At 75.5% G+C, this 26,224-nt stretch carries 22 protein-coding genes; 7 read left to right on the top strand and 15 right to left on the bottom strand.

Features of this window, described 5'->3' with window-relative positions; genetic code table 11:
- The first annotated feature begins 71 nt into the window (after positions 1 to 71).
- Positions 72 to 1,367 carry a peptidase C39 family protein gene (locus tag ACZ6Q9_RS08655; RefSeq protein WP_396828123.1) on the top strand — a complete coding sequence of 432 codons (1,296 nt, stop codon included), beginning with the start codon at positions 72 to 74 and terminating at the stop codon, positions 1,365 to 1,367.
- A gap of 70 nt (positions 1,368 to 1,437) precedes the next feature.
- Here the strand turns inward: ACZ6Q9_RS08655 and ACZ6Q9_RS08650 are convergent, their stop codons facing one another.
- Both ACZ6Q9_RS08650 and ACZ6Q9_RS08645 read right to left on the bottom strand, forming a co-directional pair.
- Positions 1,438 to 2,715, bottom strand: a complete 1,278-nt coding sequence (locus ACZ6Q9_RS08650; RefSeq protein WP_393452014.1) for an outer membrane protein assembly factor BamB family protein — start codon at positions 2,713 to 2,715, stop codon at positions 1,438 to 1,440.
- Between the two features lie 19 nt (positions 2,716 to 2,734).
- Positions 2,735 to 4,018 carry an outer membrane protein assembly factor BamB family protein gene (locus ACZ6Q9_RS08645; protein WP_393452011.1) on the bottom strand — a complete coding sequence of 428 codons (1,284 nt, stop codon included), beginning with the start codon at positions 4,016 to 4,018 and terminating at the stop codon, positions 2,735 to 2,737.
- Between the two features lie 107 nt (positions 4,019 to 4,125).
- On the opposite strand from ACZ6Q9_RS08645, the gene ACZ6Q9_RS08640 reads away from it, so the two are divergent.
- Entirely contained in the window at positions 4,126 to 5,973 is a 1,848-nt protein-coding gene (locus tag ACZ6Q9_RS08640; protein ID WP_393265602.1) for a DUF6311 domain-containing protein, read from the top strand.
- A 4-nt stretch (positions 5,974 to 5,977) separates the two neighbouring features.
- Here the strand turns inward: ACZ6Q9_RS08640 and ACZ6Q9_RS08635 are convergent, their stop codons facing one another.
- Positions 5,978 to 7,768, bottom strand: a complete 1,791-nt coding sequence (locus ACZ6Q9_RS08635) for a DUF6311 domain-containing protein (RefSeq protein WP_393265326.1) — start codon at positions 7,766 to 7,768, stop codon at positions 5,978 to 5,980.
- On the bottom strand, positions 7,768 to 9,783 hold the full coding sequence (locus tag ACZ6Q9_RS08630; RefSeq protein WP_396828126.1) for a DUF6311 domain-containing protein: 2,016 nt from the start codon (positions 9,781 to 9,783) through the stop codon (positions 7,768 to 7,770). The genes ACZ6Q9_RS08635 and ACZ6Q9_RS08630 overlap by 1 nt, the downstream gene beginning before the upstream one ends.
- 198 nt (positions 9,784 to 9,981) lie before the next feature.
- Between ACZ6Q9_RS08630 and ACZ6Q9_RS08625 the strand changes: the two genes are divergently transcribed.
- The gene (locus ACZ6Q9_RS08625; RefSeq protein ID WP_393452002.1) at positions 9,982 to 11,175 is read left to right on the top strand and encodes a hypothetical protein; all 1,194 of its coding nucleotides are present in this window, start codon (positions 9,982 to 9,984) and stop codon (positions 11,173 to 11,175) included.
- Between the two features lie 207 nt (positions 11,176 to 11,382).
- Here ACZ6Q9_RS08625 and dxs read toward each other — a convergent pair whose 3' ends face one another.
- The 4 genes from dxs to ACZ6Q9_RS08605 all read right to left on the bottom strand — a co-directional run bounded on the left by dxs (position 11,383) and on the right by ACZ6Q9_RS08605 (position 18,009).
- Complete coding sequence (dxs, locus tag ACZ6Q9_RS08620) at positions 11,383 to 13,323, bottom strand: 1-deoxy-D-xylulose-5-phosphate synthase (protein WP_396828128.1); 1,941 nt, start codon at positions 13,321 to 13,323, stop codon at positions 11,383 to 11,385.
- Positions 13,324 to 13,469: 146 nt separating this feature from the next.
- The gene (locus ACZ6Q9_RS08615) at positions 13,470 to 14,639 is read right to left on the bottom strand and encodes an anhydro-N-acetylmuramic acid kinase (protein ID WP_396828130.1); all 1,170 of its coding nucleotides are present in this window, start codon (positions 14,637 to 14,639) and stop codon (positions 13,470 to 13,472) included.
- The gene (locus tag ACZ6Q9_RS08610) at positions 14,636 to 15,937 is read right to left on the bottom strand and encodes a class I SAM-dependent RNA methyltransferase (RefSeq protein ID WP_396828132.1); all 1,302 of its coding nucleotides are present in this window, start codon (positions 15,935 to 15,937) and stop codon (positions 14,636 to 14,638) included. The genes ACZ6Q9_RS08615 and ACZ6Q9_RS08610 overlap by 4 nt, the downstream gene beginning before the upstream one ends.
- Complete coding sequence (locus ACZ6Q9_RS08605) at positions 15,934 to 18,009, bottom strand: APC family permease (protein WP_396828134.1); 2,076 nt, start codon at positions 18,007 to 18,009, stop codon at positions 15,934 to 15,936. The genes ACZ6Q9_RS08610 and ACZ6Q9_RS08605 overlap by 4 nt, the downstream gene beginning before the upstream one ends.
- A 163-nt stretch (positions 18,010 to 18,172) precedes the next feature.
- Here ACZ6Q9_RS08605 and ACZ6Q9_RS08600 point away from each other — a divergent pair, with 163 nt between their 5' ends.
- Positions 18,173 to 18,838, top strand: a complete 666-nt coding sequence (locus ACZ6Q9_RS08600; protein ID WP_393265342.1) for a potassium channel family protein — start codon at positions 18,173 to 18,175, stop codon at positions 18,836 to 18,838.
- Positions 18,839 to 18,841: 3 nt separating this feature from the next.
- Positions 18,842 to 19,531 (top strand): potassium channel family protein, encoded by a 690-nt coding sequence (locus tag ACZ6Q9_RS08595; protein ID WP_350681297.1) that lies wholly within the window; start codon positions 18,842 to 18,844, stop codon positions 19,529 to 19,531.
- A 134-nt stretch (positions 19,532 to 19,665) separates the two neighbouring features.
- Here the strand turns inward: ACZ6Q9_RS08595 and ACZ6Q9_RS08590 are convergent, their stop codons facing one another.
- From ACZ6Q9_RS08590 to dut, 4 genes are all read right to left on the bottom strand, one after another.
- Complete coding sequence (locus ACZ6Q9_RS08590; RefSeq protein WP_393265345.1) at positions 19,666 to 20,388, bottom strand: DUF3159 domain-containing protein; 723 nt, start codon at positions 20,386 to 20,388, stop codon at positions 19,666 to 19,668.
- A gap of 31 nt (positions 20,389 to 20,419) precedes the next feature.
- Positions 20,420 to 20,800 carry an OB-fold nucleic acid binding domain-containing protein gene (locus tag ACZ6Q9_RS08585; RefSeq protein ID WP_350681301.1) on the bottom strand — a complete coding sequence of 127 codons (381 nt, stop codon included), beginning with the start codon at positions 20,798 to 20,800 and terminating at the stop codon, positions 20,420 to 20,422.
- A gap of 126 nt (positions 20,801 to 20,926) precedes the next feature.
- Positions 20,927 to 21,601, bottom strand: a complete 675-nt coding sequence (locus ACZ6Q9_RS08580) for a DUF3710 domain-containing protein (protein WP_350710991.1) — start codon at positions 21,599 to 21,601, stop codon at positions 20,927 to 20,929.
- Between the two features lie 25 nt (positions 21,602 to 21,626).
- Positions 21,627 to 22,196, bottom strand: coding sequence for a dUTP diphosphatase (dut, locus tag ACZ6Q9_RS08575; protein WP_393265348.1), 570 nt, complete (start codon positions 22,194 to 22,196; stop codon positions 21,627 to 21,629).
- 90 nt (positions 22,197 to 22,286) lie between these two features.
- On the opposite strand from dut, the gene ACZ6Q9_RS08570 reads away from it, so the two are divergent.
- The gene (locus tag ACZ6Q9_RS08570) at positions 22,287 to 22,787 is read left to right on the top strand and encodes a DUF3093 domain-containing protein (RefSeq protein ID WP_357696586.1); all 501 of its coding nucleotides are present in this window, start codon (positions 22,287 to 22,289) and stop codon (positions 22,785 to 22,787) included.
- A 110-nt stretch (positions 22,788 to 22,897) separates the two neighbouring features.
- On the opposite strand, the gene ACZ6Q9_RS08565 is transcribed toward ACZ6Q9_RS08570, so the two are convergent.
- On the bottom strand, positions 22,898 to 23,863 hold the full coding sequence (locus ACZ6Q9_RS08565; protein ID WP_396828138.1) for a hypothetical protein: 966 nt from the start codon (positions 23,861 to 23,863) through the stop codon (positions 22,898 to 22,900).
- A 138-nt stretch (positions 23,864 to 24,001) separates the two neighbouring features.
- A complete protein-coding gene (locus ACZ6Q9_RS08560; protein ID WP_007075406.1) occupies positions 24,002 to 24,298 on the bottom strand; it encodes a DUF4193 domain-containing protein in 297 nt (98 codons plus the stop codon).
- Between the two features lie 433 nt (positions 24,299 to 24,731).
- Here ACZ6Q9_RS08560 and ACZ6Q9_RS08555 point away from each other — a divergent pair, with 433 nt between their 5' ends.
- The gene (locus ACZ6Q9_RS08555) at positions 24,732 to 25,247 is read left to right on the top strand and encodes a LytR C-terminal domain-containing protein (protein WP_393265607.1); all 516 of its coding nucleotides are present in this window, start codon (positions 24,732 to 24,734) and stop codon (positions 25,245 to 25,247) included.
- 118 nt (positions 25,248 to 25,365) lie between these two features.
- Here the strand turns inward: ACZ6Q9_RS08555 and ACZ6Q9_RS08550 are convergent, their stop codons facing one another.
- Entirely contained in the window at positions 25,366 to 26,181 is an 816-nt protein-coding gene (locus ACZ6Q9_RS08550) for an inositol monophosphatase family protein (protein ID WP_393451990.1), read from the bottom strand.
- Between the last annotated feature and the right edge of the window lie 43 nt (positions 26,182 to 26,224).

Here is a 26,224-nt window from a genome sequence, read left to right as displayed (position 1 = left end):
CCACCGTTGCAGAAAACCTTCGTCGTACGCGATGCTTTCGGCACCAACCTTCGCGACGGACGGGGAGACGCATGACCGACGCGGCGCCGACGGCCGGGCGGGACGTCGCCTACCGGGGCTTCCGTCTGCCGGACGACGCGGACCGGGGCGTCCTGGCCGGGCTGCGCGCCGTCCCCGCGGGGCTCGAACTGGCCGACCCGGTCGACCGGCTCGACCACACCGACGCCGACGGCCGCACCCGCCGGTACGCCGCGGGTAGCTGGACCTCGCCGCCCGTGCCGGCCGGCTTCGCCGTCCGCGACGTGGTGCCCTCGTGGACCGGGCAGACCCCGGGCGGCTGCTGGCTGCGGGTGGAGCTGCGCGGCTGGCACGACGACGCCCCGTCCACCGGCTGGTACGTCCTCGCCGACTGGGCCGCCGACGACGAGGCGTTCCGCCGCACCTCCGTGCCCGGGCAGCGCGACGCCGACGCCCGGGTGGACACGGACACCCTGCTCGTCACGGGCGCGACGGTCACCGGCTGGCAGGCCCGGGTGACCCTGCTCCGGCCGGCGGACGCCGACGCCGGCACCACGCCGGTGCTGCGTACGGTCGGGGCCGTCGCCTCCGCACCGCGCGCGGAGGCCGCGGCGACCCGGCCGGCGGCCGAGGGTCCACCATCCGTGGCGGCCCCGCCCGGCGCGGAAGCCCGGCCCGCCGGAGTCGCCGCGGCCCCGGCCGCCGCACCCGGTGCCGCCCGGACGACGCCGGCCGCCTGGGGCACCGTGCTGGACGTGCCGCGCTACTCGCAGCGGCTGCACGCCGGCGCGCACCCGCAGTGGGGCGGCGGCGGGGACTCCTGGTGCAGCCCCACCTGCACGTCGATGGTGCTCGCCTTCTGGGACGCCGCCCCCGCCCCGGACCGGTACGCCTGGGTGGCCCCGGCCGGCCCCCGCCCGGTGGTGGTGCACGCCGCCCGGCACTGCTACGACCACGCCTACGCCGGGGCCGGCAACTGGCCCTTCAACACCGCGTACGCCGGGCTGCACGGGGTAGACGCCTTCGTCACCCGGCTGCGCTCGCTGGCCGAGGCGGAGGCGTTCGTGGCGGCCGGCATCCCGCTGATCGTCTCCGCCGCGTTCACCGCCGGCCAGGTGCCCGGCCTGGACTACGACACCGCCGGGCACCTGTTGGTGCTGGTGGGCTTCACCGACACCGGCGCGCCGGTGCTCAACGACCCGTACGCCCCGGACGACGACGCGGTGCGCCGGACCGTCGACCGGGACCGGTTCGAGGCCGCCTGGCAGGCCGGCAGCGGCGGGGTGGCGTATGTGCTCCGGCCGCCCGGCGTGCCGCTGCCCCCGGCGCCGGAGCAGCCCAACTGGTGACCCGGCACCCGGAGCAGCCCGACGGGTAACCCGGCGGCGCGGGCCGGACGACCATCCGGCGTGCCCGGGCTCAGCCCTCGAACCGCCAGACGCCGTACTCGCCGGTGCGCAGCCGGCACAACACGGCCTCCGTGCCGCCCCGGCAGTCCCCGGAGGCGTCCCTGAGCAGGTCGACAACCCGGGACCGGCCGGCCACGACGTCCAACTCGCCGACCACCAGTCCGCCGCCGGATGCGGCCGGCCGCACGGCGAGGAGCCGGTCGCCGTCCTGCCACGGCATCAGCTGCCACGTGCCCAGGTCGGCGACCTGCCGACCGGTCGCCGCGTCGAGCACGCTGAACCGCTCCCCGGTCGACCCCGGCGCGAGCGCCAGGAGCCGCCCCTCGCGGCCGGACAGCACCCCCAGCCACCCCTCCGCGGTCCAGCGGAGTGCGCCGGTGGCCGGGTCGAGCGCACGGAAGCCCCCGGTCTGCCCGGCGGCGCAGAGCAACTCGCCGCAGTCGACGACGTGCTCGACCAGCGGCACGCGCGCCGCCCACCGCGGTCGCAGCCCGTCCAGCCCGTACGCGGTCACCACGCCGGCCCGAGCGACCAGCAACAGGTCGTCGATGACCGTCGGCTGACCGAACGAGGGCTGCCCGTCGAGGCGCAGGTCCGCCGCGTGCAGCAGGTCGCCCGAGCGGGGGTCGCGCACCTCCGCCCGCCCGTCGGCCGTGACCAGCACGAACCGCTCGACCAGCCCGTCGCGGACGCCGAAGCGCACCCCCTCGGGCGGCGTCGGCACCGACCAGAGCGCCCGCCCGGAGGCCGGGTCCACGGACCGCAGGGCGGCGGCGTCCTGCATCAGCAGCGTCCCGGCGACGTCCGCCCAGTGGTAGCCGGCCTGCCGCCAGCGCTCCCGGCCGGTGGCGGGGTCGAGGGCGATCGTCTGGCCGAGGCTCTGGTCCCCGGTGACCGAGAACAGCACCACCCCGGGCCCGGTCTGCACCTGCCAGAACCGGCCAGGCGCGAGGAGGCGGGCGCGCCAAAGGGGAGCCGGTGCCCGCCCGTCGGCGGGGGTCCGGGCGGGCAGGGCGTAGGCGCGCACCTCGACGGTCCCCCCGGGCTCCCCCTCGGCCGGTTCGACCACGTAGAACCGGTCGCCGTCGAGGAACGCCTCGGACCCGACGCGGGCCGGCACGACGACCGAGACCCGCTCCGGTGTCGGCGCGGCGCCGGCCAGGGTCGCCACGAGCAGCGCGAGCACCAGTGCCACCCGCAGCGGCCGGCCGACGGCGCGGGGCGGGCGGGGCAGCGGCGCCTCGCCGTCCGGCCCGTCGCGCAGCTCGCCGAGGTCGATCAGGGTCATGCCCGCCCCTCCCCGCCGGTCATCCGGGCAGCTCCCAGACCCCGTACGCGCCGCCCTCCCGGCGGCAGAGGACGAGCGACCCGTACGCGCCGCACGCCCCGACCACACCGTGCAGGGCCGCCAGCACCCGGATGCCGTCCCCCCGCTCGTCGAGCCGGGCGACCAGGACCCGCCCGTCCCGCTGCCGACGGTGCAGGACCGCGGGGTCCTCCCACGGCGCCAGGTCACCCAACTGCCAGCGGCCCAGCTCCCGCACCGGGCGACCGGTCGCCGCGTCGAGCAGCACGTGTTCCGCCGCACCGCCGCGCGGATAGCCAGCCGCCAGCAGCCGATCGCCCACGGGAGTCAGCAGCGGCCAGTCGTCGGCGCGCCAGCGGGCGCTGCCGGTGGCGGGGTCGAGCAGCCGCAAGCGCCCGCCGTCCCCGACGCAGATCACCACGCCGCAACCGAAGGCGTACGGCCGGGCGGACGGGCCGCGCGGCACGCTCCACCGTCGGCGCAGGGCGGCGGTGTCGTAGGCGGACAGCACAGCGGGCCCCTCGGACACCAGGACCACGTCGTCGGTGACCCCGAGCACCTCGGGCGGCCCGGCCGCGGCGGGCAGGGCCGCCGCGTGCAGGACGTCGCCCGAGTCCGGGTCGCGCAGCTCCAGCCGCCCGCCGTCGAGCACCGTCAGCAGCGTCACCCGGCCGTCCCGGGTCGACCAGTGCAGGGCCCCCGGGGGCAGCCGCCGCGTCCAGCGGACCGCACCGCTGGCGGCGTCGACCGACCGCAGCACCGGCGCCCCCGGCCGGGTGCCGGCGGTCCCCCACACGAGCAGGTTTCCGGCCGGCGTGGCGCCGTCCAACCGCCCGTCGACGCGCCAGCGCACCGCGCCGTCGGCGGCGGCGAGCCCGACGACCTGCGGCCCCGCCGGCTCCTCCGGCATGCCGAGCACCACCACGTCGCCGACGCGCACGACGGGGAAGGGACTCACCGGCCCGGTCAGCGGAAGGTGCCACAGTGGACGGCCCGAGGGCAGCTGATGAGCGGCCACCCGGGGCGCCGGGCCGGGGCCGGGCGCCACGCCGGGCCCGGTGCGGTCCACCACCAACAGCAGGTCGCCCGCGACGACGACGTCGGCGTCCGGGCGGGCCGGGACGACGGCACCGGGCGGGTGCGCGGCCTGGGGCGCGGCGGCGGTCAACACGGCCAGACAGAGCAGGGCGACGAGGGCGGGTGCCCAGCGGCGGACCGCCCGACCCGGCCCGGGGCCGGCCGGCGGCGGGACCTCCCGCCGCTCACCGAGGTCGATGACCGTCACGCGCCGTCCTCCCCGTCACACCCCCGCGCCGGCCGGCAAACCGGCCGGGGAGGCACCGGCCCGGCAAAAGCGACGCATCCGCGCCTGTACGATGGCGCGTCGTGGCTGTGCCGGTGGTAGACCCCTCGCTGAACTCCGTCTCCGCGCCCGTCGCGGCCGAGCCGTCGCGGCGGCCCCGGCGGAGGCCGGCCCGCGCCGACGTACTGGCCATCGGAGCCTATGTCCTGCTCGGCGTTCTCGTGTGCCTGAACTACTGGGTGGACGTGCAGAACCGGGTGTCGTCGCACCTGCCCACCGACCACAGTTGGTTCGAGTGGCTCTTCTCGCACGGCGCGTACTCGTTGCGGCACCTGGAGAACCCGCTGTTCACCGCCCGCCAGAACGCCCCGGACGGGGTGAACATGATGGCGAACACCTCGCTGCTCGGGGTGACGCTGCCGCTGGCGCCGCTGACCATGCTCCTCGGCCCGCAGGTCATGTACGCGCTCTACCTGGGCGCCGCGCTGGCCGCGACGGCCGGCACGTCGTACTGGGTGCTGTCGCGGCACCTGGTGCGCTCCCGGGCGGCGGCCTTCGTCGGCGGCGCGTTCCTCGGTTTCGCGCCCGGCATCGTGCACCACGCCAACGGTCAGCCCAACTTCGTCTCGAACTTCCTGCTGCCGCTCATCGTGCTGCGGGTGTTCCGGCTGGGCGAGCCCGGCCGGTGGCGGCGCAACGGCGTCGTGCTCGGGCTGCTGGTGGCGTACCAGATCTTCATCAACGAGGAGATGCTGCTGCTGACCGCGCTGGCCTGCCTGGTCGCCGTGGTCGCGTACGCCGTGCTGCGGCCGGCGCGGACGCGGGCGGTGGCCGGCACCTTCGCCGCCGCGCTCGGCGTGGGCGGCGGGTTGGCCCTGCTGCTGACGGCCTACCCGATCTGGTTCCAGTTCAACGGCCCGCAGTCCTACCGGGGCCTGCAGGGTGGGGTGTTCCACAACTGGGGCGAGGACCTGGCGGCCTTCGTCACCTTCGCCCGGGACACCGTCGCCGGGGACGAGGCGGTGGAGAAGACCATCGGGCTGACCGAGCAGAACACCTGGTTCGGCTGGCCGCTGGTGCTGCTGTCGCTGGTGGCGCTGGTGCTGCTGGTGCGCCGCTCGCTCGCGGCCCGGATCGTGGCGGTGCTGGTGGTGGTCTTCACCGTGGCCTCGATCGGCCCGAAGGTGCGCCTGAACGGGGTGGAGACCGAGACGGACGGCCCGTGGTCGTACATCCCCGACGACCTGCCGCTGGTCGAGATGATGATGCCGACCCGGCTGGCCCTGGTGGTGGGGGCGGCGGTCGGCGTGCTGCTCGCCCTGGCCTGGGACGCGGTGGCCGGGGCCGGCCGTTCGTCGGTCCCCGCGCCGCGCTCCGGCGACGACACCGCCGGTGGCGCCGGGCCGCGCCGCCGCTGGCTCCGGCCGGTCGGGTACGCGGCCGTCGCGCTCGCCGTGCTGCCGCTCGTCCCCCGCCCGCTGCCGGCACAGCCCGTCGAGCCCCCGCCGCACTTCATCACCGCCGGCGGCTGGCGCCCGTACGTGCCGGCGGGCCGGACCCTGGTGCCGGTGCCGATCCCGAGCAACGTGCACGGCCTGCCCACGCTGCGCTGGAGCGCCCTGACGCAGCACGCGTTCCCCATCCCCGGCGGCTACTTCATCGGGCCGAACGAGCTGGGCGAGGGCGTCTTCGGCGCGCCGAACCGGCCGACCAGCACCCTGGTCTACGCCACGATGGACTCCGGCGAGGTGCCCCCGCTCACCGACGAGAACCGCCGCCAGGTGGTCGAGGACCTGCGGTTCTGGAAGGCGTCCGTGGTCGTCCTCGGCGCGCATCCGCGCGAGGCGGTCCTCCGGGAGCTGATGACCGCGCTGATCGGCCCGCCGCAGCGCGTCGACGACGTCTGGCTGTGGGACGTCCGTCCCCTGGTCGGCTGACCAGTCACCCCACCAACGGGCGCACGTCCCAGACGTAGGCGCCCGCGACCTCGCGGCCGGGGCCGAGGAGCGCCTCGACCGTACGCCGGACCGGGTCGCCGTGGTGCAGTCCACCCTGGACCACCACGGCGGCACGCCAGTGGCGCAGGTCCTCCACCGCGCGCCGGCGGTCGGCGTCGGTGACCGCCGGCACCTCGCCGGTCTCCGCCGCCCGGCGCAGCAGCACGGCCGTGGGACGATCCGGCGCGCCCCAGCGGGCGGCCGGGTCGTCGGCGGCCCGGGGGCCGATGAAGTAGCCGCCCGGCGTCGGGAAGGCCAGCCCGGTGCGGGCCGACCAGAGCATCGCCGGGCTGACCCCGGCGCCGGTCACCGGCGGCACCGGCACCACGGTCCGGCCCGGCGGGACGTACGCGCGCCAGCCGCCCTCGGCCACGAAGGCCGGCACCGGCCAGGCCGGCACGGTCCGGATCGGGGTGGGGAACAGCGGCAGCAGCGCGGCGGCCACCGCCCCGCCCCAGAGCAGCCGCACCGGCACCCCGCCCGCCCGTGGTTCGGCCCCCGCCGCGGCGCGGAGGCGGTCCAGGGAGAGGGCGAGCAGGATGCCCAGCACCGGGATGCAGACCAGCGGGAAGCGCGCCGGCACCGCGAGGTCGAGCAGCGGCAGCTCCGCGACCAGCCGGTACGGGCCCGGGATGCCGGTGGCCGTGCCGCCCAGGCGCACCTGCGCGCCGAGGGAGAGCAGCGCGAACAGCACCCCGCAGACGGCCAGCGCGCGGACCGACGGCCGGCGCCACAGCCAGATCACGATCACCACGGCGAGCACCAGCAGCCCCGGCCCGAAGAAGGAGTTCTCCTCGGTCGGGTTCGGCGCGAGCAGGCCCGGCAGATGGTCGTCGCCGAACACGGTCTGCCGGGCGGAGGCGGTGAACGACGCGGCGTCGAGCTGGTAGCCGTACGCGTGGAAGGGCATTCCCCGGTAGTGGCCCGGGCCGAAGAACTGGAACCACAGCGGGTACGCCAGCAGCGGCAGCGAGACCGCCACGCCGATCCCCAGCCGCACGAGCAGCGCGGGCGCCAGCCGGCGGGCGGCCGACCGGTCGGCCGCCGCGTACGCGAGCGCGAACGTCCCGGCCGCCAGCACCAGGAAGACCAGCACCTCCTCGCCGAGGAAGACCTGGTACGCCACCAGCAGCCCCAGCAGCGCCCCGTGCCGCACCGACCGGCGCGGGTCGGGGTGGAACACCAGCGCCAGGATCGCCGGCACCAGGAACTGCGCGGCCATGTGCAGGTGCGCCCCGGCCTGCGCGACCATGCCCGGGGCGAAGCCGCAGAACAGGCCGCCGACGGCCGCGGCCACCCGGGAGTCGACCAGCCGGCGGCACAGCAGGACGTACCAGGCGGTCGCGGTGCCGGCGAGGCAGCCGACCACCGCCACCAGGAACGCCGCCTGCGAGCCGAACAGCAGGGTGACCGGGGTCAGCGGCACGCCCAGGCCGAGCACCGAGGTGTTGGCCATCAGGTTCACGCCGTCCGGCGCGTTCAGCGCCGAGCTGTACAGCGGATTCTCCAGGCCGGTCACGGCCCGGGCCGCGCGGGCCAGCATCCACTCGAAGAGGATCTGGTCCCCCGCCTGGTGGAACAGCCGCCCCGGCCGCCCCCACTGGCCGACGGTCAGCAGCACCGCCAGGGCCAGGTAGCCGGCCACGACCAGCGCGTCGGCGGCGCGGGCCGGCAGCCGGCGCGGGCGCCGGGCTGGTGCCGCGTCGACGGTGCCGGTCGCCGTCGGGGCGGCCATCAGGCCGGCTGGTCGGTCAGCGCCCGGACGTCCCACACCCAGACGTCCAGCTCCCGGCGGCCGGGGCCGACCAGTTGCTCGACGGTGCGCCGCAGCGGCTCGGCGTGGTGCTGGTCGACCGGGAGCACCAGGATGGCCGCCCGCCAGTGCCGCAGCTCGTCGAGCGACCGGCGGCGCTGCCGGTCGTCCAGTTCGGGCGTACGGCCGGTCGACGCGACCTCCTCCAGCAACTGCCCCACACCGCTGGGCCGGCCACCGAAGCGGCCGGGGTCGCCGGTGTTGCCGTTGCGCGGGGCCAGGAAGTAGCCGCCGGGGATCTTGAAGTCGAGGTTGGTGGACGCGGCCCAGCGCATCCCGTGGGTGTAGCCCATGTTCGGCACCGGGATCGGCACCAGGGTCTGGTCCGGACCGACGTAGCCGCGCCACCGGTCGGCGGTGATGAAGTCCGGCACCGGCGGGCGCGAGGTGACCTTCAGCGGCATCGGCGCGATCGGCAGCAGCGCGAGGACGAGCCCGGCGACGGTGAGCGTACGCAGCGTCCGTGGCTCGACCGGCAGCGTCCGGGAGCGCTCGACGGCCAGCGCCAGCAGGATGCCGATCACCACGCCGGTGATGAGGCCGAACCGGGTCGGCACCACCGCGTCGAGCAGCGGCAGCCGGACCAGCCACTCCCACGGCCCGGTGACCAGCTCGCGGTCCCACCAGGACACCCGCTCGCCGAGGGAGAGCACGGCGAAGAAGACCCCGGTCACCGCGAGCGCCCGGACCAGCAGCTCCCGCCGCAGCCAGGCCACGATGCCGACGGCGATCAGGGAGAGGCTCCAGCCGAAGAAGGCGTTCTCCTCGGAGTAGTTCGGGGCGAGGTTGACGTTCGCGCGCTCGTTGCCGCCGAGCGTCGGCGAGCCGGGGGCGAAGAAGGCGGCGATGTCGTTGCCGTAGTCGCGGACCGCGTCGCTCAGCCCGTGGTACGCCATCGGCCCCGCGAACTGGATGTAGAGCGGGTACGCCAGCAGCGCCCCGGCGACGACGGCGCAGGTCGCCAGGGCCTTCGCCAGCGGCCGCCAGGCCGCCGACCAGAGCGCCGGACGCTGGGCGAGCACGGCGAGCAGGAACACCCCGCAGGCCAACGCCGTGAAGAGCAGGATCTCCTCGTTGATGAACGCCTGGACGGTGACCAGCAGGGCGAGCAGCAGACCGTCGCGCCACGGCCGCCGGGACCGGGTGATGACCAGCACCCGCCAGACGATGAACGGCAGCAGGAACTGGGAGATGATGTTGGGGTGCCAGTTGGCGTGCGACAGCATCGCCGGCGAGAACCCGCAGAACCAGCCGCCGACCGCCGCCGCCAGCGGGCTGCGCACGACGTGCCGGGAGAGCACGAAGTACCAGGCCGAGGCGGTGCCGGCGAGGGCGAGGGTGACCAGCACCACGAACGTCACGGCCGGGCCGAAGAGCAGGGTCACCGGCACCATCGGGATGCCCAGCGCGAGGATGGCCGTGTTGGCCATCAGGTTGACGCCGTCGGGATAGTTGAACTGCTCGGTGAAGAACGGGAACTCGCCGTGCAGCACCACGCGTACCGAGTGGGCGAGGAAGAACTGCACCTGGGCCGGGTCGCTGCTGTAGAGCGAGGCCACCCGGCCGGCCGGGTCCACCCAGATCTGACTGGTCACCCAGACCGCGGCGAGCAGGAACAGGCCGAAGACCACGAGGTCCTGCCGGCGTCGGGCCCAGCGCCGCGGCCGGGCGGGGGCCGCCCCGCCGTCCGCCGCCGGCGCCCCGGTCCCACCGTCCGCCGCGGGCGAGGTGCCGGCGACGGGCTTCGACGGCGTTCCGGCGGCGTCGACCTCGGCAGCGGCGCCCGACGGCCCGCTGGCCTCGGCCGGGGCCCGGGTGGCGGGGACGGATGCGCCGCCGTTCGACGTACGGTCACCGGCGTCTTCGGGGTCGGACGCGGAGGCCGCGGCGGCGTCGGATTCCGGCGAGGATTCGGCGCGGGTCTCGGCAGGCGTCACAGTCGGCGGAGTCTACCCGAGCGGGACATTCGCCCTGAAACCACGTCAGCGTCCTCTGTGGCGCGTGTCGGCCGGCCGTGCGATCCGCGCGCGACCTGCGGCCGGTCGGCGGACGAGGTGCCGCGTCCGGGTGATCGGACATCTCGTACTATGGCGCTTTCCGTAGACCACGGCTGAGGCGATCGAGGGGGCGTACAGGTGGCTCCAGTCCGCCGGCGCGGCATCACGGCCACCGCACTGCTGACCCTGCTGCTCACCGCGACGGCCTGCGGTCCGGTCGCCGACCGGCAGCCGGGCGACCTGCGGGTCGGGTACGACAGCCTCGACGGCGACCTGGCGGTGTGGCCGCCGCGCGGCGCGCTCGCGGGCGACGCCACCGTGACCGCGGCGGTGACCGGCGCGGTCCGCGACTGGCGGTCGCCGGCCGAGGACCGGGTGCACCTGCCCACGTCCGGGATCCTCTGGTCGGGTGAGGTGGACGGCGCGCCGCTGGTGCTGGTGGCCGCCGACGTGCCCGGCGAGAGCGCGTCCTGGCTGCTCCAGGTCACCGCCGACGGCGGCCGGTACGCGGTCACCCGCGCCGCCGAGTACACCGACCCCGGCTACCTCGTCTACTCCGACGTGCTTCCCGTGCACACCGTCGCCGGCCGGCGCTACCTGACGTCGAGCCGGGTCGAGCGGCTGCTCGGGCCGGACGGCCGCGCGCTGCGCAACGTCGACGGCCTCACCGAGCCGGTGGACGTGCCGGCCTGCCGGGCCGTCGGGGTGACCGCCACGCTCAAGGCGACCGAGTCGCTGCCCCGGGGCCGGTCCGCCGACCGGCTGCTCGACCTGGGCACCGGCACCACCGACCCGCGCTATCCGCTCGTGCGGGACGAGAGCGGCTCCGGCAAGCGGGCCCTCAAGGGCCTCGACACCTGCGTGCTCGCCGGCGAGGAGGGCCCGTTCGGCAGCGTCCCCCGCCGCATCGGCGACCGGGACGCGCCGCGCTCCACGCCGTCGTCCTGGCCGATGTCCAAGCTGGCGGTCCGTACCCTGGGCGAGGTCGCCCTCGGCGGCGGCGAGCCGGCGGAGCTGGAGCAGCTCAGCTGGGAGACCGCGGACGGGACGATGACCGCCGTGGTCTACCGCCCGTCCGACGGGGGCCCGCCGGTGCTCTCCCCCGCCGACCGGTCCAGCCCGCTGCAGGCGTACGCGCTGCCGGTGCCGGGGCAGCCGCTGGCGGTGCTGAGCTGGCGGTCCACCCGGGACAGTTCCCTGTCGACGCCGCCGGAGACCCCGCGCCTGGTGGACCGGCCCGGCCTGGTCGTCGTGCCGATGCCGACCCGCTCGGAGACGTTCAGCCTGGCCGAGACGGAGAAGACCCACTACCGCTCCCTCGGCGGCCGCTGACCCCGCCCCGCCCCACCCCACCCCACCCCGGCGATCTTGCACTTCCTGCCCAGGCAAAAAAGGCATTCGCGGCACAAGGGTGGCCGAAAGTGCAAGATCGGCGCGGCGGCGGGACGAGCGCCCGGGGAGGTCCGGGCCCCCCGGGGGGTGGCGGCACGCAGGCGGCGGGTGGCCCGGGAGGGCCGCCCGCCGCCTGCGTTCGGTGCGTCAGTTCTGCGCGGTCGCGTCGTCGGCGGTGATGACCGGCTCGACGTCCAGCCGGGAGATCCAGCCGGTGACGTCGCGGGCCACGTCCTGGGCGGTCAGGCCGAGGTCGGCGAGGATCTGCGCGCGGGTGCCGTGCGGGTGCCAGTCCGCCGGCACGCCGAGGTCGCGCAGCGGCACCCGGACGTCGGCGTCCCGCATCGCCTGGGCGAGGGCGTCGCCGACGCCGCCGACCCGCACGCCGTCCTCGACGGTGACCACGAGGCGGTGCCCGGCGGCCAGCTCGACCAGCTCGGCCGGGACCGGCCGGACCCAGCGCGGGTCGACCACGGTGACGCCGTAGCCCTGCCCGGCGACGCGGGCGGCCACCTCCATGCCGAGGTGCCCGAAGGAGCCGACCGCGACCAGCAGCACGTCCGTACGCGCCGACTCGGCCAGCACGTCGACGGTGCCGACCCGGCGCACGGCTGGCAGGTCGGCGGCGACGGTGCCGGTCGGGAACCGGACGATGGTCGGGCCGTCGTCGACGGCCACCGCCTCGCGCAGTTCCTCGCGCAGGGTGGCGGCGTCGCGGGGCGCGGCGATCCGCAGGCCCGGCACGACCCCGAAGACGGACATGTCCCACATGCCGTAGTGGCTCGGCCCGTCGGGGCCGGTGATCCCGGCCCGGTCCAGCACGAAGGTCACCGGCAGCTTGTGCATCGCCACGTCCAGCAGGACCTGGTCGAAGGCGCGGTTGAGGAAGGTCGCGTAGACCGCCACCACCGGGTGCAGCCCGCCGAGCGCCAGGCCGGCGGCCGAGGTGGCCGCGTGCTGCTCGGCGATGCCCACGTCGTACACCCGGTTCGGGTGCTTGCGGGCCAGCTTGGCGATGCCGGTCGGCTCGGCCATCGCGGCGGTGATGCCCACCACGTCGGGCCGCTCGTCGGCGATCGCGACCAGCTCGTCGGCGAAGACATGGGTCCACTTCACCGAGGGACCCGCGAGCGACTTGCCGGTCTCGGCGTCAAAGGCGCCCGGGCCGTGCAGGCAGTCCGCCTCGTCCTCCTCGGCCGGGCGGTAGCCGTAGCCCTTGCGGGTGACGGCGTGCACGATCACCGGGCCGCCGAAGTGCTTCGCCGCGCGCAGCGCCGACTCGACCGCCACCACGTCGTGGCCGTCGACCGGGCCGACGTACTTGATGCCGAGGTCCTCGAACATCGCCTGCGGGGCGACCGCGTCCTTGATGCCCTTCTTGACCGCGTGCAGCACCTCGTACATCGGCCTGCCGACCAGCGGCGTCGAGCCGAGCGCGTCCTTGACGGTGTCGAGGACCTTCTCGTAGCCGGGGTTGAGCCGCAGCGAGGAGAGGTGGTCGGCGAGCCCGCCGATGGTCGGCGCGTACGACCGGCCGTTGTCGTTGACCACGATGACGAGCGGGTTGCCGGCGGTCGCGATGTTGTTCAGCGCCTCCCAGCACATGCCGCCGGTGAGCGCGCCGTCGCCGACCACCGCGACGACGCTGCGCTGCTCGCCCCGCAGGGCGTACGCCTTGGCCAGCCCGTCGGCGTAGGACAGGGCGGTGGAGGCGTGCGAGTTCTCGACCAGGTCGTGCTCGCTCTCGGCCTGGCTCGGGTAGCCGGAGAGGCCGCCGCGCTGGCGCAGCTTGTCGAAGCCGACCTGCCGCCCGGTGAGGATCTTGTGCACGTACGCCTGGTGGCCGGTGTCGAACAGGAGCCGGTCGCGCGGCGAGTCGAAGACGCGGTGCATGGCCAGCGTCAGCTCGACCACGCCCAGGTTGGGGCCGACGTGCCCGCCGGTGCGGGAGACCTTGGCGATCAGGAAGTCACGGATCTCGGCGGCGAGGATGTCCAGTTCCTCGGCGGACATCCGCTTGACGTCCTGCGGACCCCGGACGGTGGCCAGCAGCCCGGCGTGGTGGACCGTGCCCTCTTCAACACTCATGACGGAAGAGTCTATCGGCCGCCACACAGTCCGCAGCCTGGCCGGGATCATCGCCGCCCGGTCGGGGTGCTGAGCGCCCGGTCAGCCGCGGATCCGCCCGGCCCGCTCCACCCGGCCGGGCGAAGCCCCCGGTCCGCCCGCCGTCGTCAGGGGCGGATCCGCAGCCGGCGGGGCGCGGCGGCGGCCGACGCGTGCCGGCCCGCCGGCCCGGACGGGGTCCAGGAGCCGAGCACGGCTGCCCGGGTGGCACCGGTCACCGAGGGCAGCGCGCCGGGCAGCCCGTGCCAGGAGAGCCAGCCCAGCAGCGCGAAGGCGTACGCCTCCTTGGCCTGCGCCGGGACGCCCAGCTCGTCGGTGGTGCGCAGCCGCCACCGGCCGGCCCCGAGCGCGGCCAGCCGGGCGGTCAGGGTGGGGTTGCGCACCCCGCCGCCGGCCGCCACCACCTCCGTGACGCCGTGCCGGTCGCACTCGGCGGCCACCACCCGGGCGGTCAGCTCGGTCAGGGTGGCCAGCACGTCGTCGGCGGGCACCGGCTCGCCGAGGGCGGCCAGCCGGGCGTCCAGGTAGCCGGCGTGGAACAGCTCCTTGCCGGTCGACTTGGGCGGCGGCGCCGCGTAGTACGGCTCGGCGAGCAGCGCGGCGAGCAGGCCGGGGTGCACCCGGCCGGCCGCCGCGCGGGCGCCGTCGAGGTCGCAGGGCCGGCCCAGGAGGCGCCGGGCCGCCGCGTCGAGCAGCGCGTTGGCGGGCCCGACGTCGTACCCGAGCACCGGCGCGCCCGGCGCGACCACGGTGAGGTTGGCGATGCCGCCCAGGTTGAGCGCGGCGCGCGGGGCCGCGCCGTCGGCCGGGTCGAGCAGCAGCGCGTCGAACGCCGGGACCAGGGGCGCACCCTGCCCGCCGGCGGCGACGTCCGCCGAACGCAGGTCACTCAGCACGGGTACGCCGACCCGGGCGGCCACCCGCGCCACCGTGCCCAGTTGCAGGGTGCCCCGGGCCCGCCCGCCGTCGACCCAGTGGAAGACCGTCTGCCCGGGCGAGACCACGGCGTCGACCGCGCCGCCGGCCAGCTCGACGCCGACCGCCGCCGCCTCGGCGAAGACCTCGCCGAGGCGGTTGTCCAGCCGGCAGACCGCCTCGATCGTGGTGGCCTGCGGCGGCAGCAGCGCCCCGATCTCGGCGCGCAACGCGTCGTCGTAGTCGAGGCCGCGATGCCCGAGGGGGCGCAGCCAGAGCGTGTCGCCCTCGACGGTGAACTCGGCGGCGGCCACGTCGACCCCGTCGTACGAGGTCCCCGACATCAACCCGACGATCTTCATGTAAGGAAGGGCCCCTTCTTATCGGATCCGGTAGAGGAAGGGTCCCCTGCTAACACAAGGTCGGGCGGGAGGAGCAGACCCACCAGCTCGACGTGCTGGGTCATCGGGAACAGGTCGAAGCCGCGCAGCGCGGCCAGCCGCCACCCCGCCCCGGCGAAGGTGTGCACGTCCCGGGCGAAGGCGGCCGGGTCGCAGGCCACGTACGCGACCGCGCGCGGACCCGCGGCGACGACGTCCCGCACCACCCGGGCGCCCGCGCCGGAACGCGGCGGGTCCAGCACCACCACGTCGACGGGGCCGGTGACCCGGCGGCGGGCGAGCGCGGCCTCCACGCGGGCCGGCACGAGGTCGACCCGGGGCAGGTCGCGCAGGTTCTTCCGGGCCGCGGCGACGCCCTGCTCGGCGGACTCCACCAGGGTGACCCGGCCGGCGTCGCCGACCCGGCCGGCCAGCGCGGCGGCGAAGAGGCCCGCCCCGCCGTAGAGGTCCCAGGCGGTCTCCCCCGGCCGGGGGTCGAGCAGGTCGAGGACCGCGTCGACCAGGGTGTCGGCGGCTGCCGGATGGACCTGCCAGAACGACGACGCGGGCAGGACCCACTCCCGGCCGACGGCGACCTCCCGGACCCGCTCCGGCCCGCGCACCGGGCGCGGCACCCCCTCGGCGACGGCGGTCACCGCCACGTCCCCGCCGGTGGAGGCGACCGTCTCGACCGCGTCCGCCGCCGGCCAGCGCGCACCGCTCGGGGCCAGCACGGGCAGCTCCTGGATCGCCGGGTGAGCGATCAGGCAGCGGTCGATCGGCACCACCTCGTGCGAGCGGTGCTTGAGCAGCCCGGCCCGGCCCGCGGCGTCGACGGCGTAGCGGACCCGGGAGCGCCAGCCGAGCGGCCCGCCGGGCAGCGCCGCGACCCGGACGCCCAGCGCGTCCACCTCGGCGTCGGTCAGCCCGCCCAGGCGGGTGAGCTGCTCGCGCACCACCGCGGCCTTCCAGCCGAGCTGGGCGGCCGGGGCGACGTGCTGCAGGTCGCAGCCGCCGCACCGACCCGGCTTCGCGTACGGGCAGGGCGGCTCGACCCGGTCCGGGGCGGCCTCGAGCACGGTCACCGCGTCGGCCCGGACGAACCCCTTGTGCACCTCGGTGACCTCGGCGACCACCCGCTCGCCGGACAGCGCGTGCCGGACGAAGACCACCTGGCCGTCCACCCGCGCGACGCAGTGCCCGCCCGGGGCGACCGCCCCGACGGTCAACTCGACCCGCTCGGCCTCCTCCAACCCCCGGCCGTCCCGCGCCCCGGTCACCGCTCACCCCCACCGCTCGGGCCGCCCTCGCCGGGCGGCGCGGACACGACCGGCGGGACGCTCGGCGGCAGGGTGCCGCGCGGCGCCACCCGGGGCCCACGGGCCGGTCCCCGGCTCAGCGTGGCGTCCAGCCGGTCCAGGTCCTTGCTCGCCGTCGAGGCGAGCTGCCACGGCACGCTGGTCACCATCACGCCCGGCTCGAACAGCAGCCGGCCCTTGAGGCGCAGCGCGCTCTGGTTGTGCAGCAGGTGCTCCCACCAGCGCCCGACCACGTACTCGGGGATGAAGACCGTGACCACGTCGCGGGGCGACTCGCGGCGGACGCCGGCCACGAAGTCCAGGATCGGGCGGGTGATCTCCCGGTACGGCGAGTCGACCACGGTCAGCGGGACGGGCAGGTCCCGCAGCTCCCACTCCTGCTGCAACTCCCGCGTGTCCTTCTCGTCGACGTTGACGGTCACCGCGGTCAGCGTGTCCGGCCGGGTGGCCCGGGCGTACGCGATCGCCCGCAGCGTCGGCTTGTGCAGCTTGCTGACCAGCACGACGGCGTGGTTGCGGGCGGGCAGCACGGCGCGGCCCTCGTCCGGCGGGGTCAGCTCCGTGGCGACCCGGTCGTAGTGCCGGCGGATGGCCAGCATCAGCACGTAGATCATCGCCATGGCGGCGATGGCGATCCACGCGCCGAGCAGGAACTTCGTGACCAGCACGATGACCAGCACGGTGCCGGTCATCGCCATGCCGAAGGCGTTGATCGTCCGGGACCGGAGCATCCGCCGGCGCGCCTGCGGGTCCCGCACGGTCCGCAGGTGCCGGTTCCAGTGCCGGATCATGCCGGCCTGGGAGAGGGTGAAGGAGACGAACACGCCGACGATGTAGAGCTGGATGAGCCGGGTCACCTCGGCCTGGAAGCCGACGATCAGCACGATCGCGGCGACGGCCAGGAAGACGATGCCGTTGGAGAAGGCCAGCCGGTCGCCGCGGGTGTGCAACTGCCGGGGCAGGTAGCGGTCCTGGGCGAGGATCGAGCCGAGCACCGGGAAGCCGTTGAACGCGGTGTTCGCGGCCAGGAAGAGGATCAGCGCGGTGACCCCGGCGACCACGAAGAGCAGCACCGAGCCGGAGCCGAAGACCGTCTCCCCGAGCTGGGCGGTGACGGTCTTCTGCACGTACCCCTCGGGGCCGGAGATGATCTGCAGCTCCGGGTCCTCGACGAACTGCAGGCGGGTGAGCTTGGACAGCCAGATGATGCCGACGAGCATGGCCACCGAGATGGTGCCGAGCAGCAGCAGCGTGGTGGCCGCGTTGCGACTCTTGGGCGCCTTGAACGCGGGCACCCCGTTGGAGATCGCCTCCACGCCGGTCAGTGCCGCGCAGCCCGAGGAGAAGGTGCGCAGCAGCAGGAAGACCAGGGCGAAGCCGGTGACGCTGTGCTCGGCCTGGATCTCCAGGCCGGCGCTGGGCGCCCGCAGGTCGTCACCGAGCACGAAGACCCGGACCAGCCCGGTGAGCAGCATCCCGACCATCACGATGATGAAGCCGTAGGTGGGGATCGCGAAGGCCGTGCCGGACTCCCGCAGGCCGCGCAGGTTGACCGCGGTGAGCAGCACCACCGCGGTGACCGCGATCAGCACCTTGTGGGTGGCCACGAACGGCACCACCGAGCCCAGGTTGGCCACCCCGGAGGAGACCGAGACGGCGACCGTGAGCACGTAGTCGACCAGCAGCGCGCTGGCCACCGCGACGCCCGCCCGGGGGCCGAGGTTCACCGTGGCCACCTCGTAGTCGCCGCCGCCGGAGGGGTAGGCGTGCACGTTCTGCCGGTAGCTGGCCACGACGGTGAGCATCACCACCACGACGGCCAGGGCGATCCACGGCGAGAAGAAGTACGCCGAGGCGCCGGCGATGGAGAGGGTCAGCAGGATCTCGTCGGGCGCGTACGCGACGCTGGAGAGCGCGTCGGACGCGAAGACGGGCAGCGCGATGCGCTTGGGCAGCAGCGTGTGCTTGAGCCGGTCGGACCGGAACGGTCGACCGAGGAGCAACCGCTTCAGCAGCGAGGTGGGTCTGGCCACAACCGCCAAGAGTACGACGCCCCGGGCGGGCGGCGCGGGGTGGCCGAGCACGGGGCGGTGAACCGGCGGAGTACCGTCGGTCCCCGCCCCCGCCGGGAACGTGGCAGGCTCGCAGACGACACGCTCACCGGTCGGGCGGTTGCGCACCTTGAGGAGGGACGCGGTGCATGTCGTGATCATGGGTTGTGGCCGGGTCGGCTCGACCCTCGCCCACAGCCTGGAGTCCCGGGGCCACTCGGTCGCGGTCATCGACCAGGACTCCGACGCCTTCCGCCGGCTCGGCCCCGAGTTCGCCGGGATCACCGTCACCGGCGCCGGTTTCGACGGCGAGGTGCTCCGGCAGGCCGGCATCGAGCGCGCGGACGCCTTCGCGGCGGTCTCCAGCGGCGACAACTCCAACATCATCTCGGCCCGGCTGGCCCGCGAGACGTTCGGCGTCTCCCGGGTGGCGGCCCGGATCTACGACCAGCGCCGGGCGCAGGTCTACGAGCGGCTCGGCATCCCCACCGTGGCCACGGTCCGGTGGACCGCCGACCGGATGCTGCGGCACCTGGTGCCCGAGGGGAACGTGGAGATCTTCCGCGACCCGACGAGCACGGTGTCGATCGTCGAGGTGCCCGTGCACAAGGACTGGATCGGCCGGTCGGTGCTCGCCCTGGAGGATGCGACGGGGGCCCGGGTGGCGTACCTGATCCGCTTCGGCATCGGCACGCTGCCGACCGTGTCCACCGTCGTCCAGGAGGGTGACCAGCTCTTCATGCTGGTCACCGACGACATCGCCGGGACGGTCACGTCGGCGGCGGCGGCGCCGCCGGAAGGAGGGCTCTGAGCCATGCGCATCGCCATCGCCGGCGCCGGCAACGTGGGCCGCTCGATCGCCCAGGAGCTGATCGACAACGGCCACCAGGTGATGTTGATCGAGCGCCAGCCCAAGATGCTCCGGCCCGACCGGGTGCCCGCCGCCGAGTGGGTGCTGGCCGACGCGTGCGAGCTGACCAGCCTGGAGGAGGCCAACGTCGCCGGCTGCGACGTGGTGGTCGCGGCCACCGGGGACGACAAGGTCAACCTGGTGGTCTCGCTGCTGGCCAAGACCGAGTTCGCGGTGCCCCGGGTGGTGGCCCGGGTGAACCGGGCCGAGAACGAGTGGCTCTTCACCGAGCAGTGGGGCGTCGACGTCGCGGTGAGCAAGCCGCGGGTGATGGCCGCCCTGGTCGAGGAGGCGGTCACCGTCGGCGACCTGGTCCGGCTGATGACCTTCCGGCAGGGCGAGGCGAACCTCGTCGAGATCACCCTGCCGCCGACCGCGCCGTACGTCGGGCAGCCGCTGCACGCGGTGCCGCTGCCGCGCGACTCCGCGCTGGTGGCGATCCTGCGCGGCAAGCGGGTGCTGGTGCCCAGCCCGGACGACCCGCTGGAGGCCGGCGACGAGCTGATCTTCGTCTGCACCGCCGAGGTGGAGGACGCGGTCCGCGCGGTGGTGCTCGGGCCGGACAGCGTGGAGCGGACCCGCGAGCAGCGCTGACGGCGCGGCGGCGAGCACCGGCGCTCGCGGGGCTCCGCCACCCGGGCCGGCGTGCCGCACCGGGCCGCCGCACTCGGCCGCCGCACCGCCGTGCCCGCGTGGCGGCGCGGGCGCGCACCGAGTGGGCGCGCCCGTCAGCCGGGCAGCGGGGCGGGCCGGGGCTCCCGGGTCACCCGGCGGACCGTCCAGACCGTGATGAGCAGCAGCAACGCGTACGGCGGGTAGCCGAGCGCCAGCCGGGCGACGCCGAGCGCCGTTTCCATGTTGGCCGCGGCGGCCTCGTTGCCGGCGTCGTCGAAGTGGCGGGCGGCGAGGTAGAGCGCCGCCTGCACGCCGACCTTGGCCAGCCAGACGACGCCCCAGAGCACGGTCAGCCCGGTGAACGTCCGCACCAGGCGCGGGTCGTCGCGCCACTCGGAGCGCCCCTTGGCCACCAGCACCGACCAGATCCACCCCACCAGGGGCTGCCGGACGGCCGCCGAGACCAGCAGGGCCAGCCCGTAGCCGATGCCGTAGAGGATGCCGGGGAGGTAGAAGTCGCGTTCGTCGCCGGTGCGCCAGGCGATCGCGGCGCCGATGGCGACGCCGAACAAGCCGTTGACGGCGTGCCGGACGGGCCGCCGCTGGGCCAGCCGGAGCCCGGCGATCACCAGCGCCACCGCCACCGAGGCGATCACGGCGGGCCGCAGCTCACCGACGACGTTGGCCACCACGAAGACGACCACCGGGATGCTGGACTCGACCAGGCCCCGCCAGCCGCCGAGTTGGTCGGCCATCTGCTCGGCGAGGGTGGGCAGCCGCTCCTCGTCCTCCGGACCGCTCTCCGGCTGCGCCGCCCGGTGTTGTCCCGTCGTCATCGCACGCCTTCCGTCCGCCGCGCCCACCGGGTCACTTCGGCGGTTCCAGCTCGTAGTACGGGTTGTAGATCACCTTGCGGTCGTCACGCACCGCCACCCGCCCACGGGCGGTCAGGTGCCGGCCCGGCTCGATGCCGGCGATGTGCCGCCGGCCCAGCCACACCAGGGTCACCACGTCGCTGCCGTCGTAGAGGTCCGCCTCCAGCGTGGGCAGGTTGGTCCGCGGGGTGTAGACCACCGTGCGGAGCCGGCCGGCGACCGACACCACCTGCCCACGCAGGCACTCCCCGACCGGCTTGCCGCCGTGCTCGGCGCACTCCCGGCGCAGCTCCTGCGCCTCGATCTCCGCCTCGCTCGCGGTGAGTCGTCGCAGCATGCGGCGCAGCGAGCCCCGGTCCTCGTCGGTCGACATGACCTCCGCGTCACCCTCTCCACGCTGGCCGGCGCTGCCGGCACGGGCCCGGCACCCGGCGGCGCCGGGACCGTGCCGCCAGCGTACGCCGACGGGCCCGGTCCCGGCCTCGCCGGTGACGGGCGGTCAGGCCTCGCGCGGCCCGGGGGCGGGGTTGCCGCCGGCCGGCGCCCCGGCGCCGGCCTGGTCGGCGACGTCGCGGGGCAGCCGCAGCGGCAGCGGCTCGCGCACCGGCTTCGCCTCCTGCCCCCGGTCGACCACCAGGCCGTCGAGGCACTCGGCGAGCGGGCCGGCGGCGGCCGGGTTGGTCGCCGCCTCGCCCTGGTAGACGCCGCGGACCATCCAGCGCGGCCCGTCGATGCCGACGAACCGCAGGTCGGTGATCCCGTCCTGGGTGCGCACCCGGGCGTGCAGCTCGGTGCCGTACTCGCCCTCGACCTCCTGGGCCGCCGCGCCGTCGTTGAACAGCGACTGGCGGATCTCCTCGCGCACCTCGTCCCAGATGCCCTCGGAGCGCGGCGCGGCGAAGACGCCGAGCTGGAGCGCGTTCTGGCCGTGCACCAGCACGACCTGCTGGATCACGCCCTCCGGGTCCGCCTGCACCCGCACCTCGACGTCACGCACCGCGGGGATCTGCAGGCTGCCCAGGTCGAGCCGCTGCACCCCGGCGGGCGCCTCCGAGACGTCGTACGGGCCGCGCGCCAGGGCCGCCGGGGCCGACTCGGTGGAGTCGAGGACCTCGGTCGTCCGCTCGTCACGGGCGTTCCGTCGGGCATCGTCCCGCTTACGGGAGAAGATCACTGCGCCCACCCTCCGCTGTTCGCACTCACCCTGCCACCTCTTCCGTCCGTCCGCCTGCCCGGTCCCGCTCGTCCGGCCGCCCGTCCGGCACGTCCGGCGCCCGCCGCCCGTCCGGCGCCCGGAGGGCCGCCGGGGACGGCACCAGGCCGGCGTGTCCGCCGGTGGAGCCGTGCCCGCCGGTCCCACGCCGGGACGTGGGCAGCTCGGGCACCGGCTGGAAATCGGCCCGCGCCACCCGCTGGACAACGAGCTGGGCGATCCGATCGCCACGGGAGATCTTCGCCGACGCCTCCCGATCATGGTTGATCAGGTTGACCAGGATCTCACCCCGGTAGCCGGCGTCGACCGTACCGGGCGCGTTGAGCACCGTCACCCCGAGTCTGGCCGCGAGCCCCGATCGGGGGTGGACCAGGCCCACGTACCCCTCGGGCAACGCGATCGCCACCCCGGTCGGGACCAGGGCCCGACCGCCGGGTGGCAGCTCGACGTCCGCGGCCGCCACCAGGTCGGCCCCGGCGTCACCGGGATGGGCGTACGCCGGCAGCGGCAGCTCCGGGTCGAGCTGCCGTACGGGCACGGGTACGACGTCGGTCACGGTTCCCCTCTTCCGTCCGGTTCGTGGGGTGACCCTGACATCCTGCCGGTTCCGCCGGCCGCCGTGCGCCGTACCCTGGCAGGAGTGAGCCTGTCGCCATCCTCGCCGTCCCCGGCGTCGCCCGCCGCGGCGCCCCCGGAGCACACCGAGCGGCTCGGCCTGCCCTGGTGGCTGTGGCTGGGCGGGCTGGCCGCGGCCACCCTGCTGGCCGTGGAGCTGTGGATGGGCGCCCCCGGCGTGCGTGCCTGGCTGCCGTTCGTGGTGCTGCTGCCGGCGGCCGTCGCCGGCCTGGCCTGGCTGGGCCGGATCCGGATCGCGGTACGCGACGGCGAACTGCGGGTGGACGACGCCCGGCTGCCCGTCCGGTTCGTCGCCGACGTCGTCCCGCTGGACGCCGCCGGCCGGCGTGAGGTGCTCGGGGTCGGGGCCGACCCGCTGGCGTTCGTGGTGCAGCGGCCGTGGGTCCCGGGCGCCGTCCAGGTGGTCCTCGACGACCCGGCCGACCCCACCCCGTTCTGGGTGGTCAGCACCCGCCACCCGGTCGAGCTGGCCGAGGCGGTCCTCGCCGCCCGCGACGCCGCTCGTTCCTGAGCCACCCCCGCGCCCGTCCCGCCGCCCGACTGTCCCGCGCCCGTCCCCCGGCCCGGCCTTCGGTCCCCGGGCCTGGCCCTCCCGCATCGTTCCCCGGCCCTGACCGGGCGTCAGGCGGGGCCGGGCAGGGCCGGCCGGCCGCCGGGCAGGGCGGGGCTCCTGCGGCGCAGGTCGCGGCGGAGCTCGTCGGCCATCGTCCGGGTGGCCCGGCGGTTGAGGTAGCTCGCCACCGCCGCCCCGGTGAGAAAGGGGCCGAGCGTGGTCAGGTTGCGGCCGAAGCGCTTGAGCAGCATGTCCCGCAACTCCTTGCGGGCGGCGGTGCCGAGCACCGCGCCCACCCCGACGCCGGGCATCATCGGGTTGATCCCGCGCTGGCCGGCCCAGGACTGCACCAGCGCGACCGCCCGCTGGGTGCCACCGGGCGCCAGCGGCACCCCGTAGACCTCGTGCAGCTCGCCGATCAGCTTGAGCTCGACGGCCACCACGGCGACCGTCTCGGCGGCGAGCAGGACCGGCGCGGAGAGCAGGGTCGGGGTGACGGCCCACTCGACCGCGGCGACTCCCCCGCCGGCGGCGCCGATCCCCGCCGTCGTCCGCGCGGCGTTGCGCACCAGCCGTTCGGCCAGCGCCTCGCCGTCCAGGCCGTCGAAGTGGCGACGCAGGGTCGCCAGGTCCCGCACGGGCACGTGCGGGGCGATCTCGGCGACCGTGTCGACCATCCACCGGACGGCGGTCTTCGGCTTGAACAGGTCGCCCAGCCCGCGCGCCCGCGCCTGCCCGACGAGCCGGCCGAGCAGTTGCCGCCGGCGGGCCGGTGCGACGTCGTCGGCGGTCAGGGCCGCGACGGTCGCGCCCAGCTCGTCGTCCGCGCCGGGCACGGCGTCCGAGCCGGGCAGGGCGTCCGAGCCGGGCAGGGCGTCCGAGCCGGGCACGGCGTCCGAGCCGGGCACGGCGTCCGAGCCGGGCACGGCGTCCGAGCCGGGCACGGCGTCGCCCCGGCTCCCGTCCGGGTCGCCGTCGCGTGCGCGCTCGGCGCGGGTCCGGTCCGCGCCGCGCGTGCCGCGGGGCTCGCTCATGGGTCCGACCTCCCGAATGGACTGTCGCCGGCGTGGCGGCCACCCGTCACGAGTGAAGCAGGTCCCCCGCCGCGTCGCACGGCATCTCGGGCAGCGGCGGCCCCACGAGGGAGCCGCCGCTGGTGGAGGCGCGTCGTGTCAGACGCACTCGCGGCAGATCAGCTCGCCGTTGCGCTCGACCGCCAACTGGCTGCGGTGGTGCACGAGGAAGCAGCGGGCGCAGCGGAACTCGTCCTGCTGCATCGGAAGCACCTTGACCGTGAGTTCCTCGTCGGCCAGGTCGGCGCCGGGCAGCTCGAAGCTCTCGGCCACCTCGGCCTCGTCGACGTCCACGGCGCCCGACTGTGAGTCGACGCGTCGGGCCTTGAGCTCTTCCAGGCTGTCCTCGCCGAGGTCGACCTCGTCGCGACGCGGGGCGTCGTAGTCGGTGGCCATCGGTTTCACTCTCCCATATCGATGTTGTCGCTTCCGGTTGTAACGCCGGACGACGCTGTTTCGGTTCCGCTGGCCGGCCACCACTTGTGTCGGTCACCCGACCCGAAGACAGCACGGACGGAGACCTCCGGAGGAACCCCCAGCGAGCGCGGAACCTTACCCCCCCTTTGGGCGAGGCATGTATACCGCCCTCGTGGCTGAGATGTACGCCCCCGCACGCGAAGTTGTTCCCAATGTGACTCAGGCGACACGAAGATAGGGGTAGTAGTACCCGGTTCCCGGATGGCGCGCCGGCATGTCGGGCTGTTTCCACGCGACGGCCGGACAACCGTTAACCTCAGCGGCGTACTCGACGGCCGGCGGGGCGGCCCGACCGCCGGCGGCCGCCGCCACCCACCTCTGTCCGGGGAGCACCCTGATGAGCTTTGCGCGAGTGCGAGCACTCGTTGTCGTCGGCCTGCTGGCGGTGCTGGCCCTGGTCTTCGTGGTGGTCGCCATGGTCCGCGACACCCAGGGCGACGGCGGCCTCGCCGGTGGCTGCCCGGAGGGCTGGCCGATGGCCGACGTGACCCTGCGCGAGCCCAAGGACGTCAAGATCAACGTGCTGAACGGCACGGACCGGATCGGCCTGGCCGGCGCCATCGCCGACGACTTCCGCAACCGGAAGTTCCAGGTCAAGAAGACCGGCGACGAGAAGAAGCAGATCGACGACATCGCGGTGCTCCGCTACGGCCCGAAGGGGGTCGGCTCGGCGCACCTGCTGCGGGCGTACTTCCTCGACAACGCCGAGTACGAGTACGACGCCAAGCGCACCGACGACGTCGTCGACGTGGTGCTGGGCAGCGGCTTCCAGCAGCTCGCCACCACCACCGAGGTCAACCAGTCCCTGGGCGACCTCGGCGCGCCGGTCGCCCCGGCGGGCTCCTGCCCGACGCGCGAGGACGGCTGACGCGGAGTGCCGCGCCCCGGCCGGGCCGGGGCGCTCACCACGCCCGCGCGGCGCGGGAGCCGTACCGGCCACGTGAGGGCCATACCCGGCCGCGTGGGGCCACACTCGGCCGCGTCCGTCACGGGCCGCCGGAGGCGTCCAGGTCGGCGAGGCGGTCGTGCAGGGGCTTGAACAGGGCCGACGGGGCGGCGATCACCATGTCCGGGCCGGCCGGCAGCCCGCCCAGCCCGGCCACCAGCAGCCCTGCCTCGGTGGCCACGAGGGCCCCGGCGGCCTGGTCCCAGGCGGCCAGACCCTTCTCGTAGTAGGCGTCCACCCGCCCCTCCGCCGCCAGGCAGAGGTCCAGCGCGGCGGCGCCGAGCCGGCGGATGTCGCGGACGTGCGGGATCAGCTCGGCGACCACCCGGGCCTGGTGCGCCCGGCGCGCCGGGTCGTAGCCGAACCCCGTGGCGACCAGCGCCTGGCCGAGGTCGGTCTCGGTGGAGCAGCGCAGCCGCTCCCCGTCGCGCCAGGCGCCTCCGCCGACGGTGGCGGTCCACTCCTCGCCGGTGTTGACGTTGCGCACCACCCCGGCCACCACCTCGCCGTCGACCTCGGCGGCGAGCGAGACCGCGCAGTGCGGGATCCCGTACAGGTAGTTGACCGTGCCGTCGATCGGGTCGATGATCCAGCGCACCCCGCCGGGGCCGGTCGGGCCGCTCTCCCCCGCCCCGTACTCCTCGCCGAGTACGGCGTCACCCGGGCGCAGCCGGCGCAGCGCGTCGACCACCTGCCGCTCGACCGCCCGGTCGGCGGCGGTCACCACGTCGGTGACCGTGCTCTTGGTCGCGGCCACCGAGACGCCCTCGACCCGCATCCGGTACGCGGTCGCCGCCGCCTCGCGGGCCACCTCGATCGCGATCTCCAGCAGCTCCGCAGGCGCCGAGCGGTCCATCGTTCGTCCCCTTCCCGCACGGCCGGGGTGTTCCGGGTCACGC

The organism is Micromonospora sp. NPDC049139, assembly GCF_055586845.1.
Note: the sequence above shows the minus strand (reverse complement) of the source record. Positions and strands in the feature narration are given on the sequence as shown.